The organism is Archangium violaceum Cb vi76 (assembly GCF_000733295.1).
Classification (GTDB): domain Bacteria; phylum Myxococcota; class Myxococcia; order Myxococcales; family Myxococcaceae; genus Archangium; species Archangium violaceum.
On record NZ_JPMI01000161.1, the window covers coordinates 1 to 18,090 of the forward strand.

Genomic DNA, 18,090 nt, shown 5'->3' on the forward strand with positions numbered 1-18,090 from the left:
TGGACGGACTGGCGCGGGTGTGGAGGGCGGATGGGCGGGGCGAGCCCGGGGTGCTGCGAGGCCATGGGGATGCCGTGTATTCCGCGGTCTTCAGCCCGGACGGGAAGTGGGTGGCGACGGCGTCCAAGGACAAGACCGTGCGGGTGTGGAGAGTGGATGGACCGGGCGATCCCGTGGTGATGCGGGGCCATGCGGAGGCCGTGTATTTCGCGGCCTTCAGCCGGGATGGGAGTCGGGTGGTGTCGGCGTCTCAAGATGGTACGGCACGTCTCTGGACGGTCAGTTCAGCAAGGCTTCAGGACATCCTCCGCACAGCCATCAGTGCCTGCTTGCGCCCGGCGGAGCGCCAACCCTTCATCTTGGAGACGGCCGACGAAGCACAGGGGGGTTATGAGCAATGCGAACGCGCATATGGCCGGACGCCCATCGAGACTTCAGCAGTGAGGGGGGAGTGACATGCGCACCGTCATCGTGAGTGATCTGCACCTGGGCAACGGCCAGGGTTACGACATCTTCGCGGGCGCCGAGGCGCTGCCCGCCTTCCTGGAGCAGTTCACCCGCGAGCCCACCCGCGTGGTGCTCAACGGTGACTCGGTGGACTTCCTCATGAACGAGGATCCCCTGGAGCTGACGGTGGCGCGGGCCGTGGCGCAGGCCCGGGCGATGGTGGACTCGGCGTCCACGTCCCAGGTGTTCCGCGCACTGGGGCGGGTGCTGGCCGCCGGAGGCGAGGCGGTGGTTCGCCTGGGCAACCACGACGTGGAACTGGCGCTGCCCGGGGTACAGGAGGTGTTCCGTCAGGCGCTCGGCCAGCCTCCCGAGGTGGCGCGGCGTCTGGTGTTCGAGTCCGGGGACGCGCCCCGGGTACTGGAGGTGGGCGGTGCGCGCGTGCTGCTGGCGCATGGCGAGCAGAACGACGCCTGGAACAAGGTGGACTATGCGCGGCTGCCCGGCCCTGGCGTCATGGATGCGTCCGGCTTCACCTACGCCGCCGGCTCGCTGCTGGTGAAGAAGCTGCTCAATCCGCTCAAGCGCGAGTACGGCATGCGCTTCGCGGACCTGCTCGTGCCGGACATGCGGGGCGCGGTGATGGCCGCGCTCGCCGTCAACCCGGGCGCGGTGAAGCTCGTCTTCCAGCGCTCCTCGTTGAATCTCCTCTGGCAGCTCCTGCGCCGGGGACTGGCGCCCGTGACGTTCAACCCGGAGGAGCCGGAGCCGTCCGAGCCGGAGCTGGGCCTGGCCGAGCTGGTGAAGGCCGCGGGCCTCACGGAGCAGGAGGAGCTGGCGCTGGAGGAGTCGCTGGCGGACGGGCCGCTGAGCTTCGGCGGGGACGCGTCCGAGTTGGAGAGCGCCCGGACGAAGCCAGGCCTCCACGCGCTGCGCGCCTACGCGCGGCTGCACCGGCAGCTCGCGGGGGAGCAGGGCGAGCGGTATTTCGACCTGGCGCCCACGGACCCGGAACTGGAGGAGGCGCGCCGGTTGGCGAAGAAGTACACGGCGGGCGCCGTCATCTTCGGCCACACCCACGCGGCGCGCTGGCAGCGGGCCGAGGACGTGCTGTACGCGAACTCGGGCACGTGGATCTGGCTCATGCGGCTTCCTCCGGCCGAGGCCCCCGAGTCGGTGTGGATGGAGTTCCTCCAGGAACTGCGGAACAACCCCGGGCTGGACGCCGGGCGGCAGGTGCTGGCCCGGCTGGAGCAGCGCTTCACCGCGGTGCTGTGTGGCCCGCATGCGGCGGGTGGCGCCGAGGTGTCGCTGGTGGAATGGAAGCCGGGAGCGGGGATGCAGGTGCTGGGCTCGGCCCGCGTGGCGCCCACGTCCTGAGCGCCCCGGCCGTCAGGCGTCGCCCGGAGGAGGAGCCTCGCCGGGCTCGGGCATCCGTTCCGGCGCGGGCCCGAGCACGCTCAGCGCTCCCCGGGCGGCGAGCCCCAGCAGCAGCAGCAACAGGCGCCATTTCCGGTGGGGCGTGGTGGCCAGCGGAAGGGTGACGCAGAGCGCGTCCTCGTCTCCTCGCACGGGCGTGCCGTCCGGGTTGAGCTCGTCGAGGAGGCGGAACATCGCCGCGTTGCCGGGGAGCACGAGGAACTCGAAGCGCTCCACCCCGCGCTCGCGCGCCGCTTCCACCAGGCGCTCCAGCAGGAGCCGGCCGAGTCCCTTGCCCTGGGCCGCATCCACCACGGTGACGGCGGCCTCGGCCACCTCGGAGTCCCGGGCCATCCGGATGAAGCGGGCGATGGCCAGGCCTTCCTCCTGTCCCTCGGGGCCCCGGCTCACCGCGCCCAGGGCCAGGTGCTGCTCCCCATCCACCGAGGTGAAGTAGTGCACCTCGGCGTCCGTGAGCCGCGACTTGGGCGCGTGGAAGCGGCCCAGCCGTGAGCGCGGAGAGAGCTGCTCGAAGCCCTGGCGCAGCAGCTCCGCGTCCTCGGGCCTCACCAGCCGCAGCTCCACCTCCGTCCCGTCGGCGAGCGCGAGCCGCTCCCTCCAGTGGGTGTCGAATCGACGTGCTGGCTTCATCCCGTACCACCCCCTGAGACTCCCAGCATCCGAGGGGATGATGCGTTGCGTCAAGAGGGCCCCGGGGCATTTTGACCCGCCGCGTTACGCGGCGGACAGAGCTACCCGAGGGGTGCTTCGCCAACGCTCGCGGAGGCCTGCGCCAGGAGGAAGTCGAGGAGGACGCGGTTGAAGTCCTCGGGGCGCTCCAGGTTGGGCGGGTGTCCCACGCCCGGGAGGGTGACGCGGGTGACGGTGGGGACGCGCCGCGCGAGCAGCTCCGCGTTGCTCAGCAGGACGGGGTTGTCCCTGTCCCCCACCACGACGAGCGTGGGCATGAGGAGCTGCTCCAGCCGGGTGAAGGCCGGAGGCTCCAGGAAGCGGGGGTGGTGGACTTCCGCCAGGCCTCGCATGTGGTCGAGCGTCCACTCGGGCGCGGCGAGGACGAGGCAGGAGACGCGCTCGGGCCAGGCCAGGGCGAAGTCGAGCGCGACACGTCCGCCGAACGACAGGCCGACGACGTGGGCCCGGTCCATGGAGAAGTGGTCGAGCAGGGCGCGCAGATCCTCGTGGGGCGCGTAGGGTCCCTCGGGAGCCACTGTCCTGCCGAAGCCCCGCTGGTCATAACGCAGGGTGGTGAAGTGCCGGGCGAGGGGCCCCACCTGGCTGTCCCACAGGCGCAGGTCGAGCAGGCCGCCGTGAAGCAACACGACCGGGAAGCCATCTCCCTGGAGCTCGTAGTGCAGGCGTGCCCCGTTCACCGGAGCGAAATCCCGGACGGGCGGAGGAGGAGTGGTCATGCCCGGCAGATGGTATGCACTGGCCTCCGCGGGTGGCGGATGTCCCCGGGTGCCAACCCATGCCGCCCGCTGAACGTTTCCCGGAGCCTCCATGAAAGCCCTCCTCCTCGCGGCGGCACTGGCCGCCAACCCTCAGCCCGCACGGACTCCCGCCCCGAGCACGCCTCCCGCCGAGGCCGCCCAGCCCTTCCTGGTGGAGCGGCTCGGCCATGACGCCATCGCCCGCATCTACGCGCCGGGCGTGCCCGCGCTCTCCCGGGACGAGAAGCGCGTGGCCTGGCACCTGTCGCTCGCGGCACACGCGGGCGAGGAGATCGCCTATGACCAGCTCGGCTGGGACACGGTGGCCATCAAACGGCTGATGGAGTCCGTGTACCTCTTCGGCCGCGAGGGCCACGCGGAGCCGGGCTCGTTCGACGCGAAGCTCGCGGACTACCTGGCGCGCTTCTACGCCCAGACGGGCAATCATGATCAAACGACGGGCCAGAAGTTCGTCCCCGCCTTCACCCCCGCCGAGCTGGAGGCCGCGGCGCTGCGGGCGCTGAAGGCCGGAGCGCCCCTGGGCGTGAAGGACGAGGCGGCGCTGAAGACGTGGCTGGGAGGACTGAGGCCCTCGCTCTTCGACGCGGGCGTCGAGCCGCAACTCACCGCGAAGGCGCCGCCGCCGGGGCAGGACCTCCTCACCGCGTCGGCGAACACGGCGTATGGCCGGGGTGTGACGCTGAAGGACCTGGAGGGCTTCCAGGAGAAGAACCCGCTCAACTCGCGCGTGGTGAAGGTGGACGGCAAGCTGGTGGAGCAGGTGTTCCGCACCGGGACGCCCGACGGGAAGGTGCCGCGGGGCCTGTACGCGGTGGAGCTCTCGCGCGTCAGTGCCCACCTGAGCGAGGCGGCGAAGTCCGCGCCGAAGGAGCAGAAGGCGGCGCTCGTGAAGCTGGTGCGCTACTTCGAGACGGGGAATCCGAAGGACTGGGACGCGTACAACATCGCCTGGCTGAAGGCGAACCCCACGGTGGACGCCAACGTCGGCTTCATCGAGACGTACGTGGACGCGCGGGGCCAGAAGGGCCAGTGGCAGGGGCTCATCAACTACCGCGATGCGAGGGAGAACCGGGTGATGGAGGTCATCGCCCGGCGGGCTCAGGACTTCGAGAACCGGATGCCCTGGCCGGACGTGTACAAGCGCAAGAAGGTGGCCACGCCGGTGGCCAAGGCCATCAACCTGGTGACGAGCACTCCGACACCGCCGGCCGGCATCAACCTGCCCAACGAGCAGCACATCCGTGAGAAGTACGGCAGCAAGAGCGTGCTGGTGAGCAACGTGATGGAGGCCGCGGCGGCGATGAAGCGGCTGCCGCTGGCCATCGAGTTCTCCCGGACGCCCGAGGACGCCGCGAAGTCCCGCCAGTACACCGTCACGGCGCGCAAGTGGCTGGTGGCGTTCCACGAAGTGCTGGGACACGCCTCGGGGCAGGTGGACCCGAAGCTGGAGGGGAACACCTCGCGCTACCTGAAGGAGTACGACAACACCCTGGAGGAGGCGCGCGCGGACCTGGTGGCGCTCTGGCACGCGTTCGATCCGTCGCTGGCCACGCTGTCGCCGGAGCACGAGCGCATCGCGGAGCAGATGTACCGGGACTACCTGGTGGAGGGGCTCACCAACCTCAATCAGGTGCCGGAGGGAGACACCTTCGAGGAGGACCATCAGCGAGGCCACCACATGACGGTGAACTTCCTGATGGAGAAGGGGGCGGTGAAGCAGGTGGTGGACGGGGGCGGGGAGGGGAAGCCGGGGCGCACGTCCTGGGTGGTGGAGGACTCCGGGAAGATGCGCGTGGCGGTGGGCGAGCTGCTCTCGAAGCTGATGGTCATCAAGGCGACGGGGGACTACGAGGGAATCCGGAAGCTGGTGCAGGAGAAGGGAATCCGGTTCGACCCGAAGCTGCGCGACGAGGTGGTGGCGCGGGTGCGCGCGGTGGAGGTGCCGGCGGATGTGGTGCTGATTTCACCGTGGCTGGTGCCGGTGGTGGACGGCAAGGGGCAGGTGGTGGACGTGAAGGTGCGGCACGACCAGGGCTTCATCGCGCAACACCTGGAGCGGAGCGTCCTGGGCAGGCTTCCCCCGGCCGAGGCCACCCGGGTGGCGGTGAAGCTCGCGGAGACTCCGGAGGCGCTCGCGGAGGAGTACCGGAAGCTGCCGCGATAGCACGCGCGGGCCACGAGTGTCCTGCGCCACACTGGTGGCTGAGCGGGTGCCGGCTACTCCTCCTGGACTCCTGGCCCTGGGGCGGTAGTTTCCTCCATCGAGGAAACGACCCATGCCCTTCTCCGTCTGGTTGACGTCACACCGCCGCATCGAGGACGTCCGGGCCGGTGCGCCGGACCGGCTCACCCTCGAGGACCTGCGTGCCTGCCTGGAGTTGCTCGCGCGCTCACGCCCCACGCGAGCGGCGCTCCGGCCCGATGGTTCCACCTGGGTGTTTCGCGCGGGAGAGGAGCTCGCGCTGGCTCCCCTGTTGTGGGCGGGCCTGCGGCCCAACAATGGCCCCCAGGCGGGGACCCTTCAGCTCTCGGTGAGCGCCACCCACCCCTTCTTCATGGCCAACGTGTTCGAGCTGCTCTCCCTGGCGGCCCTCGTGAGCGAGGAGCTGGGACTGCGGGCCTTCGAGGGCGTGCGGGGCCGTGAGGTGACGGTGGAGTCCCATCGCGAGCTGCTGGATGTGGAGGGCACGTACTCGCGAGAGCTGGCGCGCTCGTGGCAACAGAATCGCGAGCAGCTCCATCCCAACCTCCGGATGCCGCTCGAGTTCCCCGCCGGCCAGCAGGACGAAGCCCCCAACATGTTGATGCTGCGGCTCGAGCACCCGAAGCCGCCACCCCTGGCGGAGTTGGTGGCGGAGCCACCGGAAGGCCAGGACGTGGAGATTCGTGGGCCTCAAGCGGTCTGGTTCGATCGCGCCACCCAGGCACCGGTGACGTGGTTCCTCCTCAACAACCCGCAGGAGTTGCTCATCTGGCCGCAATGGGGAGAGGCTCCCTTCTCGCGGACGGCGCACTCCATCTTCGATGTGGCCGTGCGCATGCGGGCGCGCGCCGGGGGACAGTTGATCTGGAACGGAGATCCCGTCACGCCAGAGCGGACCTCCTGGTTGCAGCGCTATCCGGAGTTGCTGGGTGTCGAGCTCCTCCAACTCGTCCTGCTCGGCTGGGAGCCCGTGACCGTCCGGGTGTAGCCGCCTTCGGCGCGGCGGGAGCGTCAGCCGCGCCGTCGCTGGGCCTCGCGGAAGAGCTGGGTGAGGGAGTAGTCCAAGGGGGCATCGCGTCCCTGGAGGTAATGGCGGGCGCGTAGGAAGGGCAGCCAGGCCCTGTCGCCCACCACCACGGCGGCTTCGTCCAGGTTGCGCCGGGGCATCCACTTCCCACCCAGCCCGTAGACCAACAGCATGCCGAGGTAGGCGCCCAGGGCGGGGATGAGGCGGGAGCGCTGCTCCGGTGTGAACTGGCAACCCCAGCTCATGTGCCATGAATTCCAGTCGATGTGGGGCAGGGACTCGGGTGAGCGGTCCATGACGGAGGGGACCTCCGTGTGCAGCAGGGCGAGCAGTTGCTCGGCGTAGGTTCCTTCGTAGAGGTCGAGGGCCGCCTGGACATCCGGCACGTCGGGCCAGGGCTGATGGGCTGCGGGCAGCCACTCGGAGACGGTGGGCGGATGATAGGCGTTGTATTGCTCCACCCTCTGGCGTCGCAGGGAGAGTCCCTGGAAGTCCACCTCCTGAAGGAGGATGTCGGCCACATCGGGGTCGAACTGGATGGGGATGGGAGTGAAGGCAAGCGAGCGCCGGTGGAGGGTGGAGAGGATGTCCTCCAGTTTCAGATCGGGACGCAGGTGAACGAGGGCTCGGGCCTGGGCGAGGCGGGCCTGTTCGGAAGCGAAGTCCACGGGCGTGGGACGTGTGAGGATGAGCACGGCACCGTGGGGTAACTCTTCCACGAGGAAGGCGGGCGTGGACAGCACGCGCTCTCGGCCGAGCGCCTCCACCCGTTGGGGCCCGTACACGTTGAGCCAGTGCATCCGTTCCACCTGAGGAGGAAGGATGGGACGAGGCTGCTCCGGGTCCGTGTCGAGGAGCTGATCCGTGCCGCTGTGGGCCGAGCCATGGGAGAGCGGTAGGCGGGAAGCAAGGGTCCTCACCAATGACACCAACCCGGCGGCGCGTTCCTCTTGCTTCCCGGGTTCACGGCACCAGGCGAACGGAATGATTCGAAGCGTGAGGGAAAAACGCGAGCCCTCGTCGTCCGTGCTGCCGTGGATGTCGAAGTAGGCCTCCGGAACACGAGCGCACTTGAGGAAGAAGGACGTGTTTTCCATGAACTGGAACTCGGAGAGGCTTTCATGCATGAGCTGCCGCGAGTACTTCGGCTTGCGGTCACGCTCGAAGGAGATCCTGCCCGGACGCAGCTCCTCATCCACGGATTCGAGGACATCGAGCACTTCGTTCAGCCCTTCATGGCCCCGGTCGAAGGGATTGATGGAAGAGAAGAGTTCGAAGTCGAGGATGTCCGATTCGTTCCATTTGTCAGGGGGCGGGAGGGACATGGTGGAAGTGGATTTCGACCTTGGTGTTCTTCTTGCCGAGGGCCCTGGGGAGCTCTTGCTTGAGAGAGGGCGTCAATGTTTCGGAGTCATACACGAGGTGTACCCGGGAAACGGTAACGTCTTGCCCGAAGATCGGGTGGCCGGGGCGGCGTACCTGCACGATGCCTCCGTACTTCACCAGTGCTTCGTTTGCGTCGGCCTGGACTTGCTTGAAGATGTCATCTTCGCTCCAGCCTTTGAAGTTCCTGCTCTTGTTGCTGAAGGTCTCCACCCGCACCTTGGCGCCGGACGCGAGCGTGGCTTCGTCCACGGCGAACTGGTCGGCGTAGGTGAGGGCGGTGTTTCCCGGGTGGGTGAGGCCCACGTTTTCATCCATTCGTGGCTTGCGCATGCCGCGCAGCACGCGCCTGACGTGCTCGGACAGCTCCAGTTCCCGCCGCAGCATCTGTCCCACCGAGCGTTGGAACTTCATTCCGCGCCGGAAGTCGGCGCGCATGGTGTGGTAGCCCTCCCAGGTGAGGGGCGGCTTCGGCACGAGTCGCCCGGTGGAGGAGGGAGGTCCCTGCCCGGCCACTTCGGCGTAGCGCCGCTCCCAGTAGGCCACGTAGTCGCTCCACAGCGTGTCCTGGACGGTGACTCCAGGGACGAGGCCTCGGCCTCCAACAACCGGGCTTCCAGCACCTCGGCTTCGGAGGTAGCGGTGACGAGCGTCCGTCCCTCGGTGGAGGCCAGCATCCTCCTTCCCTCGGTGCTGGCCTCCGCCGCGGCCCCCTTCAACTGCCCCTTCACCACGGTGATGGCCAACAGCGCGCCCACGGATGAGGTGATGAGCGCGTTGCGCAGGCCGCGCTGGCGGGCCCGCTGGGCAAAGGCTGTCCCAAGTACCTCGCGCAGCCGCTGAGCCCCAGGCCCATTCGAGGGCAGCAACCTGTCCACGAAGCTCCAGTCCGGTTTGCACCCGGGCAGGGGCAGGGCGAGGCAACGGGGCGACGTCACCTCGTCCGCGATGTACAGGCCGCTGGCGACGAAGGTGCCTTCGATATGCCGGAACAACTCCCGCGCGCGAGCCTCACCGTGCTCCGCGTCCGCGTACACCTTCTCCAGGTGCGAAGGCCGCCGCACGAGGAGCACGGGCGCCTCTTCATTCACCGGTTGTCCCCGCTCATCGCAGTACAGCTCGTAGGCGAAGGGCGGCTCGTCGACGGGTGCGAGCGAACGGACGTAGGGCTCGTCCTCGGTGCAACCCGTTGCGATGGAGGAGAGCCCCAGCACCAGCGGCAGAAAAAGCAGGCGAAACCAACACATGCCGCCCAGCTTCCTCCGCCGGGAGTGTGACTGGGTATGTCGGACGGGAGCCCACCCGCCTGGGCGGAGGCGGTTGATCCACTCCGGGCTCATTCCGTCAAACACAGCCGAGCGCCCCTTCCGGAGCCTGGCCGGATGGCCGGAGGTGGCGCCTTGTGTGTGAGGAGACGACCTTGAAGACGACGACGCTTCGCAACCTCTTTGCCGCACTGGTGGTGCTGGGACTGGGCACGGGGTGTGGGAACACGGTGCAGGTGAAGGGGCGGGTGACGGACGGCGAGGGGACACAGCCGCAGGCGCTCCTGGCGGGAGCGGCTTCGCTCGGTGGCTCGGGCACGGTGGCGGCGACGGCACAGGTGCACGCCAGCACGGTGGGGCCGGACGGCAAGCTGACGGTGGTGGCCGAGGGCAAGCTGGAGGACCGGGGGTACTACACGCTGCGGGTACCCGGGGGCGAGGAGCGTCTGGTGTTGGAGGCGGTGGACGCCTCGGGCCAGGTGGTGGCCTCGGCGCTGCTCGAGGCGACCGCCGAGGGCAAGGACGTGGTCGCCGCGCCCATGGACTCGGAGACCTCGCTGGAGGCCGAGGTCTTCCTTCAGATGATGGCGGACAAGTCGGAGGCGGAGACGTTGGACATGGTGGACGTGCGTGCCCGCATCACCGCCCAGATGGCGGCGGCGGCGCGGCAGGGCGCCTCCTCCACCGAGGCCTTCCGCTCCCGGGTGGAGGCGCTGGCGGACGCGGTGCGCGCGGCGCAGCAGGCCGAGCTGGAGATGTACGCCAGGGCGGGTGTGCGGACGAGCCAGACGGCGCTCTTCGAGAAGGAGCTCATGGCGGCGGCGGTGCTGAGCGCGGGGCTGGAGGGCGGCGGCCCGGTGAACGAGCTCTACGACACGTTCCACGCGAATCTGCGCGCGGCGGCCGAGCAGCTGGGCGCGAAGGTGGAGCAGCAGGCGCAGGCCGAGCGCGCGGCGAGCGCCTCCTTCCGGGCCACGGTGAAGGCGCGCCTGTCGGCCGAGGACGCGCGGCCGCTGGTGGACGCGGCGCTGCGGGCCTCGGCGGGCGTGGAGGCACGGGCCTCGGGCGCGGCGCTGTCGGCCCTCCTCACGGCGGGCGGCGCGGTGGAGGACGTGAAGCAGCAGGCGGTGACGGCGAGCACCACGCTGCGCACCCAGGTGCGCGCGTCCACCAGCGCGGCCATGGCGGCCAATGCCTTCGCGAGCTTCGAGACGAGCGTGTCCGGAAGCGCGGATCCGCAGGCCTCGGTGCTGGGCCGCTACCTCGGGGTGAATGCGTCGAACCAGCTCGTGGTGGGCGCGGCGGTGCAGGCCACCGTGACGGCGGCGGCCACGCTGGATGCGACGCTGGACGCGGCCGTCTCCTCGGTGGTGACGGCGAGCGCGGTGGACGTCTCGCTGCTGGCCACGAAGACGGCCGACGCCTACCAGTCCTACGCGACGGCGGTGCGGGCGCAGGCCACCGTGTTGTCACCGCTGTTCGGCGCGAAGGCGACGCCCGCGGTGGAGGTGCTGCTGGTGGCCGAGGGCTCCTTCCAGATGGGCCTGTAGCCCCCACGTGGACACGGAGAGCGGGGAGGCAGCCGAGCGGCCGCTGCTCCTACTCCCGCCCGGGTACCTCTTCTGGGACGGAATGGTTACTCCTCCCGGCACGGCGGGGAGGGGACATGAGGGGCGGAACGTGGTGGGGCCGGTGCGCGCTGGTGCTGGTGGCGTGTCTCGGTGGCGTGGGCTGCGAGTCCTCGCGGGACAGGAACGGCTCGCTCGGGACGGGAGCGGACACGGTCTCGCCCGGGGAGCCGGCTTCCCCGGTGCCCTCGGACGGAACGCCGCCCACTCCACCTCTGGATGACCCGAGCCCTCCGGCCTCACCGGACGCGGGCACACCGGAGCCGGGGCCGGGCACACCGCCTCCGAAGCCCACCGTCTGCGCGCCCACGGGTGACGGTCCGCACTGGCTCCAGGAGGGCGAGCTCCTGACGGTGACGTTCCGCTGCGGCACCGGCTACACGGCGGCGGGGCTGCGCTTCAGCGTGTCGCCCCTGCCGGCCGGGGCGAGCCTGGACGAGGCGAGTGGCACCTTGCGGTGGACACCGGGCAAGGCCCAGGCGGACGTGTGGCTGCTCACCGTCACCGAGCACAGCACGGGCGAGACGGGTGTGGTGAAGGTGGGCGTGGCCGACAACTGGCTGGCCCCGGGCAACGTGCGGGAGCTCAACCCCGTCACGTACACCGAGGAGTACGGGCTGCCGGTGTTGCACCTCTCCTTCGAGGGCACGCTGACGGCGGGTGGCTACCGTCCGGTGCAGCTCGTCTACCGCGGGCACCGCTACACCGCCGAGGCCAAGTACCGCGGCGCCACCTCCAGCATCTTCCCCAAGCGCAACTACACCTTCAAATTCGACAAGGAAGACCCGTTCAACGAGCCGGAGCTCGCGGGTGGTTTCACCGGCCGGCGCAAGCTGGTGCTCATCACCAGCTTCAATGACAACTCGTACCTGCGGCCGAGGCTCGCCTTCGAGCTGTGGAACCGGATGTCTCCCGACCACATCCAGGTGAAGACGTACAGCGCGGTGCTCTACGTGAACGGGCGCTTCTGGGGCCTCTTCACCGTGGCGGACCACGTGAACGAGCACCTGATGGAGCGCCACGGCCTCTCCGATGATGGAGACCTCTTCAAGGCCGTGGAGGCGGACGCGAACTTCTCGCGGCTCGACAAGAAGGGCGCGCCCAAGCAGCCCCTGGAGCTCGGCTTCGAGAAGAAGGAGGGCACGCCCAAGGATGGCTGGGTCGGCGCCTATGACACGCTCAACGCGCTCACCGCCTTCATCGCGGACTCGGACCGGGAGACGTTCCGTGCGCAGTGGGGCTCGCGGCTGAACACCCAGGACTACGAGGACTGGTGGATCTTCAATACGGCCATCCTCGGCAATGACTCGGGCGCGAAGAACGCCTACCACTACCATGACCCCGTGACGCAGGCCCCCTGGCGCTTCATCCCGTGGGATCTCGACGCGAGCTTCGGCCAGGACTGGGACACGCGCCGGCTCGGGCCCACGCTCCTCCCGGACTTCTCCGGAGGCAACCGGCTCTTCGCGCGCATGCTGGAGGAGCCTTCCATCTCCGGGCCCATGCGCGAGCGCTACCGCTCGCTGCTTCGCGGCCCGCTGGCCAAGGAGGAGGTGCTGAAGCTCATCGACGGCTACGTGCGGGAAATCCACCCCGTGGCCCTGCGGGACGAGGCGCGCTGGCTCCAGCAGTACCGCACCTTCGAGCGCTGGAGCGACCGCACCGACTTCACCACCCACGAGGAGGAGGTGGAGTACCTCCGCCAGTGGGTGGACGAGCGGTGGAACCTGCTGGAGCGGCGGCTGCCGTAGGGCTCACGCGCCCTGCTGGATGAGCTCCACCCGGTAGCCATCCGGGTCCTCGACGAAGGCGATGACGGTGGTGCCGTGCTTCATGGGGCCCGGCTCGCGCACCACCTTGCCGCCGGCCTGGCGGATGGTGTCACAGGTGGTGTGGATGTCCTTCACGCCCAGGGCGATGTGGCCGTAGGCATTGCCCAGCTCGTACCTGGAGGTGTCCCAGTTGTGCGTGAGCTCGAGGGCCGGGTGGGTGTCCTCGGGGCCATAGCCCACGAAGGCCAGGGTGAATTTCCCATCCGGGTAGTCCTTGCGGCGCAGCAACTGCATTCCGAGGACGCGGGTGTAGAAGTCGAGCGACTTGTCCAGGTCGCCCACGCGCAGCATGGTGTGGAGGATTCGCATGCGCGTTACATACCCTGGAACGTGCGGCTCCAGGCCCGCAACCGCCGCTGCAGCGCGGTGAGTGTCCAGAGGTCCGCCGGGTTGTCCGGGGCCACGGCCGCGAGCGCCCGCTCCAGGTGGGGCAGGGCGCCGGGCTCGCACCACTCGGAGAGCCGGCGCAGGGCGGACAGCGAGGGGCCCACCTCCAACGCGGCCAGCAGCGTGTGCACCACGCGCGGGCTGCGCTCGCGGCACAGCCGGTCCACCGCCTCGTGCCGCTCCTCGAAGGAGGACTCGGGGTGCAGCAGCACCGAGGAGAGCCCCTGGAAGGTCTCCTCTGGCAGCAGCGGCTGGGGCGCCGGGTGGGGCCAGTGCTCGAGCGTGATGCCAGTGGGCCCCGCCGCGCTGCACTCGCGCTTCACCCCGTCCTCGCCGAGCAGCTCCAGCAGCCGCCCCGCGGAGGGTGCACCCGCCTCCAGCACCCGCCGGGCCCGCGTGGTGAGCGCCGCCGAGTGCCCGAGCAGGTGCAGGCGCAGCACGGACACTTCTTCCTGAGCGCAGGCCTCCTTCTCCACCCGCTTCCACTTCACGAAGACCTCGGCGAGCCCCCGCTCGTGCACGTACCAGCGGTACTCCAGCCACACGGCGCTCAGGCGCTCGTCGAAGCGGGAGTCCTCGGGCTCGTACATCCGGGCGGCGCCCTCCTCCACACCCTGGAAGGCGGAGTCCAGCAGCGCCTGCACATGGCTCAATCGCATGGGGGCAAGGCGCAGTGTGCCATGAAAGGCCGCTCGACGGCGCGCGGCTGGAGGGCTTTACTCCCGGGGATGTGGCACCGCGGTGCCCTGTACTCCCAGGAGGAACATGATGGCGGATGGCGACAAGGTGAATCTGGCGACGCTCGGCGCGGAGACGGAGTTGGTGCGGCTCGGGACGGCGGTGGCCGACGTGCTGGCGAAGCTGAACGAGGTCTCCTCGCAGCAGCAGCGGAGCATCCTGCAACTCGTGGTGGAGGCGCGCGTGGCCTGTGAGTCCGTGCGCGGCCCCGCGCCCGAGTCGAAGTCCGCCTCCCTTCCCCCCATCGAGCCCGCGCAGTCCGCGCCCCCGGCGGAGCGGGCCCCGGAGTCCGGCGCCTCGGCCCACCCCGACGAGGCGCGGGCACGGGCCCTGGCCACCGTCTACGAGGCGGCGGCGCAGGCGCTCGGCCTGGCGTTCCAGAACGCGGTGGCCAACCAGCAGCAGCTCAACACCCTGGGGCAGGCGGCGCTGAGCCAGTCGGCCGTGCTCGTGCTCTCGGCCGGCTCCTCCGGCGAGTCGCAGGGCGCGTCCCAGCCGGCCGGGGTCCTCAAGGCCGGCTGAGCCGGCACCCGAGGGCCCGCGCGCTACGGGCGGCAGCTCGGGTCCGGGCCGCTGCACGTGCCCTGGGCGCACGTGGTGCCCAGGACACAGGCCGTGGGCTCGTCCGCGCACGGCTCGCCGAATTGCCGGCGGGGTTGGCAGGTGTTGGAGGCCTGGGCGCAATAGAAACGGCCATCGCAGAAACGCTCGGTGCAATCCTCATCCTGTCCCGCGAGCCGCCGGCAGGTACCGGGCTGCGTGCTGGAGGGGTCGAGTCCGTCGCAGGAGAGGCCCCGGTCACACGCGCGGAAATCCCGGCACGAGGCGCCCTCTTCGAGCAGCTCGCGGCACTTGCCGGGCGCGCCGGGCTCGGCATCACAGAAGAGTTCCTGCTGACACTGGCTCGAGTCGAATATGGGGAAGGAGGGGTTGCTCCTGGGCTCGGCGGTGCAGTCGGCCCCCAGGCCTCGCGGCGGCTGGCAGGTGTCGTCGATACAGGTGAGGGTCCAGTGACATCCACTCCCCCATGACCCGCAGGCTTCGCCCTGGGCGGCGGGACGCCGGCAGCGCTGGGTATCCTGGTCGCAGATGAGGCCCTGCTCGCATAGCTCCTGGCCGGAGGCACCCGAATCCGCGCAGGACTCACCCTCCGCGAGGGGCTTCCGACAGGTGGACTGGGAATAGACGAGGCCCTCCTCGCACAGAGTGGGGGACGCGCTCGGCATTCCCTCCGCGCGCCGGGGCTGGCACGTGCCGCAGGAAGACAGGCTCACCGAGGTGCAGGCGGACCGGTCGCCACACTCACCGCTTCCATGGCAGGGCTCACCGTCCTCCACCTCCCCGAAGAGGAACCGGCAGTCCACGGACATTCCCACACCTGGCAGGAATCGCCGCGAGGACAGCGGATGCGCGTCACAAGTGCCGGTCCGGATCTTCTCCAGACACGCGCTGGCCGCGGTCGCGTCATAGCGTATCCGGCCGGCACGGAAGTCCTCGCGGTACTGCGTCAGTCCTCGTTGGCCAATGAACCCCTGCAACTGGTTGCGCTTGCAGGAGTCCTCGTCATGGGACACTCCGCACCGCACGTATTTCTCGCACACGGCCTCCGCGAGCGCCGCGTCGAAGTCCTCCTGCTTCACACCACTGCTGCACGCCGCCAGCCACAACCCCAGGATGGCCAGTGCCGTCCGGTACCTATACATGGATGTCTTCCCCCTCGTTGATGGAGGCACATCCGTATCATGCTTCAGCGCTGGGTGACGGCGGCCGGGGCGCTCCAGGCCAGCTGCGAGAGGCCACCCTCCGTGCCGAAGAGGACCGTGCCCTCCTCCACCAGCAGCACATACACGCGTGGATCCGCGAGCCTCGGCAGCGGGCGTACCGTGCCGCTCAATGCGTCGTAGTGCGCCGCGCCCAGCAGTGTACCCAGCAGCGCTCCACCCGGTACCAGCGCCGCCGACACCACATAGCGGCTCGGCAGGCCCTCCGCGTCGCGCACCCGCGTCCAGTGCTCGCCGTCGAAGTAGCTGAAGCCGTCCTGACACGTGCCCACCACCGCGCGCCCCTCCGCGTCCGCCGAGAGCGCCGTCACCCAGTTGTCCGTGAGGTGCTTCCCATCGTGGTAGCGCGTCCACCGCATGCCGTCCCAGCGCAGCAGGCCCCGGTCCTCGCTCGCCACCCAGAGGTAGCGCCCGGCGCCGTGCGCTCCCGAGACATGGGTGCTCCACCCCTCGGGCAGGGGCAGGCGCTTCGCCAGCTCGAGCGGCTGGCTCGCCCGCTTCACGAAGGAGGTGCCCCGCCCATCCACCAGCGCGACGCCGTCCTCGGTGTCCGCCACCGCCGCCAGCACCGACAGCTTGCCGAGCGCCACCGGGTTGCGGCCACCGTACGCCATGGGCGTCCACGTCTTCCCGTCGTACAGGCCCAGCCCGTACATCGTGGCCACGTAGAGGTTGCGTCCGTCGCTGGCCAGGCCCAGCACGTGGTTGCTCGGGAGGTGGGGCGCGCGGAACGTCCGCCACTTCCCGTCCGGCTGCTCCCAGCACACGCCCTTGTCGAAGGTGCCCACCACCCGCAGCCCCTGGTGCCGCGTCAGCGCGGTGATGTGGTTGCCACACAGCTGGCCCGTGGGCGTCACCCGCTTCCACTCCGTGCCCTGGCGCCGGAAGACACCCTGGCCGCGTGTCCCCGCCCAGGCCGCGCCATTCAGCTCGACGGTGCTCGTGGTGCCCGGGGGCAGTGCCCGGGCCTCGCCGGAGCGCTCGCCCCACCGCCGCGCCTCGCCCTCGGCACCGAGCACCCGCGTCCCGCCCTTCGCATCCTTCGCGTACGCGAGCGGGCCCGTGGGCACGGGGAGCGAGACGAGCCCCTCGGCTCCCAGCGTGAAGGCGCCCTCGGTGGTGCCCACGCGCAGTGCGCCGTCCATCTCCTCCAGCATCCGCACCGGCCCCGGCACCGTCCACATGCGCCCCGAGCCCGGCGCCATCACCCGTCCGTCCGCCGTGCCCAGGTAGCCCTCGGTGAAGGCCGTGTACGTGGGGCCCGCGGGCAGCCGCTCCGCGAGCCAGCCGAGCGCCGCGCGGTAGAGCTCCGTGTTCATCCCCCCCTCCGCCGGCAGCGCGTGCCACTTCGCCCCCACCACCGGCTGTACGCGCCAGCGCTCGTCCACCGCCACCACGCCCTCGTCCGTGGCCGCGAAGAGGGTGTCTCCCGCCACCTCCAGCGCGCGGCAGAAGTGGCTCGGCAGGCCATCGTCCACCGTCAGCGTGCGCACCGCACGGCCCGCGTGGGTGAAGAGCTCCAGGCCGCCCTCGGTGCAGGCCACCACGTGGCCGTTGTACGTGGCGAGGTCATGCACCGTCTCCGTGTTGGTGACGGTGGCGGAGAGCAGGGCGGCGGTCAGGGTGGAGAGCAGCATGCCCGCCTGCATTGCGAAGCCCGGGCCAGCGCGTAACCCTCCGGAATCTCTTGGCTGCGTCTCCCTCCGGCCTCGGAGTGTGGCCGGGCGTCAGCACCCGGCGGAGGGCGGGAGTGGGCAATGGCCAACTCCGGCATGCCCGCGAGGGCAGGGCCCGGGAGCGGGGACGCGTGACTACATCCTCCGTATGAACAAGCAGACACGGACGGTGTTGTGGGCTTCGGGGACGGCCCTGGTGGGGGCGCTGGGCTGGGCGGGCTGGCGGCTGTACCAGGAGAAGAACCTGGAGGAGCCCGGGTACCGGGTGCTGAGCGTGAAGCAGGACGTGGAGCTGCGCGAATACGTGCCCACCGTCGTGGCGGTGACGGAGGTGGAGGGCGAGTTCGACGCGAGCCTCAACGAGGGCTTCCGGCGGCTCGCGGGCTACATCTTCGGGGGCAACCGGCGCAAGCAGTCCATCGCCATGACGGCGCCGGTGGGCCTGCAGCCCGCCAGCGGCTCCGAGCAGGGTGAGCGCATCGCCATGACGGCCCCGGTGGGCATGCAGCGCAGTGGGCAGGTGTGGCGCATGACCTTCGCCATGCCCTCGGAGTACACCCTGGAGACGCTGCCGGAACCGGTGGACTCGCGGGTCCGTCTGGAGCGCGTGCCGGGCAAGCGCGTGGCCGTCCGGAGCTTCTCCGGCTCGGCCCCCGAGTCCGTGGCGAAGGCCGAGCAGGCGCGGCTGCTGGAGGACCTGCGCGCCCAGGGCCTGCGCCCCGTGGGCGAGCCGGTGCTCGCCCAGTACAACTCGCCCTTCATGCCCCCCTTCCTGCGCCGCAACGAGATCCTCGTCGACGTGCAGGCGGTGGAGCCGGTGCACTGAGCGGCG

The 18,090-nt window shown here is 70.1% G+C and carries 17 protein-coding genes; 8 read left to right on the plus strand and 9 right to left on the minus strand.

The features are described 5' to 3' along the window. Both Q664_RS23385 and Q664_RS23390 read left to right on the plus strand, forming a co-directional pair. Nucleotides 1-455, plus strand: a 455-nt coding sequence (locus Q664_RS23385) for a WD40 repeat domain-containing protein (protein ID WP_043399770.1), incomplete at its 5' end; no start/stop codon positions are given. Between the two features lies 1 nt (nucleotide 456). Further along, nucleotides 457-1,827: a metallophosphoesterase gene (locus tag Q664_RS23390; RefSeq protein ID WP_043399773.1), complete on the plus strand. Its 1,371-nt coding sequence runs from the start codon at nucleotides 457-459 to the stop codon at nucleotides 1,825-1,827. Between the two features lie 12 nt (nucleotides 1,828-1,839). On the opposite strand, the gene Q664_RS52525 is transcribed toward Q664_RS23390, so the two are convergent. Together Q664_RS52525 and Q664_RS52530 are read right to left on the minus strand one after the other, a co-directional pair. Then, the gene (locus tag Q664_RS52525; protein WP_052518554.1) at nucleotides 1,840-2,517 is read right to left on the minus strand and encodes a GNAT family N-acetyltransferase; all 678 of its coding nucleotides are present in this window, start codon (nucleotides 2,515-2,517) and stop codon (nucleotides 1,840-1,842) included. Nucleotides 2,518-2,618: 101 nt separating this feature from the next. Then, nucleotides 2,619-3,296 carry an alpha/beta fold hydrolase gene (locus tag Q664_RS52530; protein WP_052518555.1) on the minus strand — a complete coding sequence of 226 codons (678 nt, stop codon included), beginning with the start codon at nucleotides 3,294-3,296 and terminating at the stop codon, nucleotides 2,619-2,621. Between the two features lie 91 nt (nucleotides 3,297-3,387). On the opposite strand from Q664_RS52530, the gene Q664_RS23405 reads away from it, so the two are divergent. Together Q664_RS23405 and Q664_RS23410 are read left to right on the plus strand one after the other, a co-directional pair. Next, on the plus strand, nucleotides 3,388-5,502 hold the full coding sequence (locus Q664_RS23405; RefSeq protein ID WP_043399864.1) for a dipeptidyl-peptidase 3 family protein: 2,115 nt from the start codon (nucleotides 3,388-3,390) through the stop codon (nucleotides 5,500-5,502). Between the two features lie 112 nt (nucleotides 5,503-5,614). Beyond that, nucleotides 5,615-6,529, plus strand: coding sequence for a hypothetical protein (locus tag Q664_RS23410; RefSeq protein ID WP_043399776.1), 915 nt, complete (start codon nucleotides 5,615-5,617; stop codon nucleotides 6,527-6,529). A 23-nt stretch (nucleotides 6,530-6,552) separates the two neighbouring features. On the opposite strand, the gene Q664_RS23415 is transcribed toward Q664_RS23410, so the two are convergent. Genes Q664_RS23415 through Q664_RS23425 form a run of 3 tightly spaced genes read right to left on the minus strand, consistent with a single transcriptional unit; the run spans nucleotide 6,553 to nucleotide 9,198 of the window. Continuing rightward, entirely contained in the window at nucleotides 6,553-7,893 is a 1,341-nt protein-coding gene (locus Q664_RS23415) for a hypothetical protein (protein ID WP_052518556.1), read from the minus strand. Continuing rightward, nucleotides 7,874-8,389, minus strand: coding sequence for a hypothetical protein (locus Q664_RS23420; RefSeq protein WP_043399779.1), 516 nt, complete (start codon nucleotides 8,387-8,389; stop codon nucleotides 7,874-7,876). Before Q664_RS23420 ends, Q664_RS23415 begins: the two co-directional genes overlap by 20 nt. Then, nucleotides 8,362-9,198, minus strand: a complete 837-nt coding sequence (locus Q664_RS23425) for a hypothetical protein (protein ID WP_043399782.1) — start codon at nucleotides 9,196-9,198, stop codon at nucleotides 8,362-8,364. Before Q664_RS23425 ends, Q664_RS23420 begins: the two co-directional genes overlap by 28 nt. Nucleotides 9,199-9,371: 173 nt before the next feature. Here Q664_RS23425 and Q664_RS23430 point away from each other — a divergent pair, with 173 nt between their 5' ends. After that, a complete protein-coding gene (locus Q664_RS23430) occupies nucleotides 9,372-10,766 on the plus strand; it encodes a hypothetical protein (RefSeq protein WP_152622293.1) in 1,395 nt (464 codons plus the stop codon). A 116-nt stretch (nucleotides 10,767-10,882) separates the two neighbouring features. After that, nucleotides 10,883-12,595, plus strand: coding sequence for a CotH kinase family protein (locus Q664_RS23435; RefSeq protein ID WP_075207491.1), 1,713 nt, complete (start codon nucleotides 10,883-10,885; stop codon nucleotides 12,593-12,595). Nucleotides 12,596-12,598: 3 nt separating this feature from the next. Here Q664_RS23435 and gloA read toward each other — a convergent pair whose 3' ends face one another. Beyond that, nucleotides 12,599-12,985, minus strand: coding sequence for a lactoylglutathione lyase (gloA, locus tag Q664_RS23440; protein WP_043399790.1), 387 nt, complete (start codon nucleotides 12,983-12,985; stop codon nucleotides 12,599-12,601). Nucleotides 12,986-12,990: 5 nt separating this feature from the next. Then, a complete protein-coding gene (locus Q664_RS23445) occupies nucleotides 12,991-13,722 on the minus strand; it encodes a hypothetical protein (RefSeq protein ID WP_043399792.1) in 732 nt (243 codons plus the stop codon). A gap of 106 nt (nucleotides 13,723-13,828) precedes the next feature. On the opposite strand from Q664_RS23445, the gene Q664_RS23450 reads away from it, so the two are divergent. Then, nucleotides 13,829-14,323, plus strand: coding sequence for a RebB family R body protein (locus tag Q664_RS23450; RefSeq protein WP_043399794.1), 495 nt, complete (start codon nucleotides 13,829-13,831; stop codon nucleotides 14,321-14,323). A gap of 23 nt (nucleotides 14,324-14,346) precedes the next feature. Here Q664_RS23450 and Q664_RS23455 read toward each other — a convergent pair whose 3' ends face one another. Both Q664_RS23455 and Q664_RS23460 read right to left on the minus strand, forming a co-directional pair. Continuing rightward, the gene (locus Q664_RS23455; RefSeq protein ID WP_043399798.1) at nucleotides 14,347-15,504 is read right to left on the minus strand and encodes a hypothetical protein; all 1,158 of its coding nucleotides are present in this window, start codon (nucleotides 15,502-15,504) and stop codon (nucleotides 14,347-14,349) included. A 44-nt stretch (nucleotides 15,505-15,548) separates the two neighbouring features. Beyond that, nucleotides 15,549-17,219: a ligand-binding sensor domain-containing protein gene (locus tag Q664_RS23460; RefSeq protein ID WP_152622294.1), complete on the minus strand. Its 1,671-nt coding sequence runs from the start codon at nucleotides 17,217-17,219 to the stop codon at nucleotides 15,549-15,551. A gap of 187 nt (nucleotides 17,220-17,406) precedes the next feature. Here Q664_RS23460 and Q664_RS23465 point away from each other — a divergent pair, with 187 nt between their 5' ends. Further along, a complete protein-coding gene (locus tag Q664_RS23465) occupies nucleotides 17,407-18,084 on the plus strand; it encodes an SOUL family heme-binding protein (RefSeq protein ID WP_084610285.1) in 678 nt (225 codons plus the stop codon). The last annotated feature ends 6 nt before the right edge of the window (nucleotides 18,085-18,090 follow it).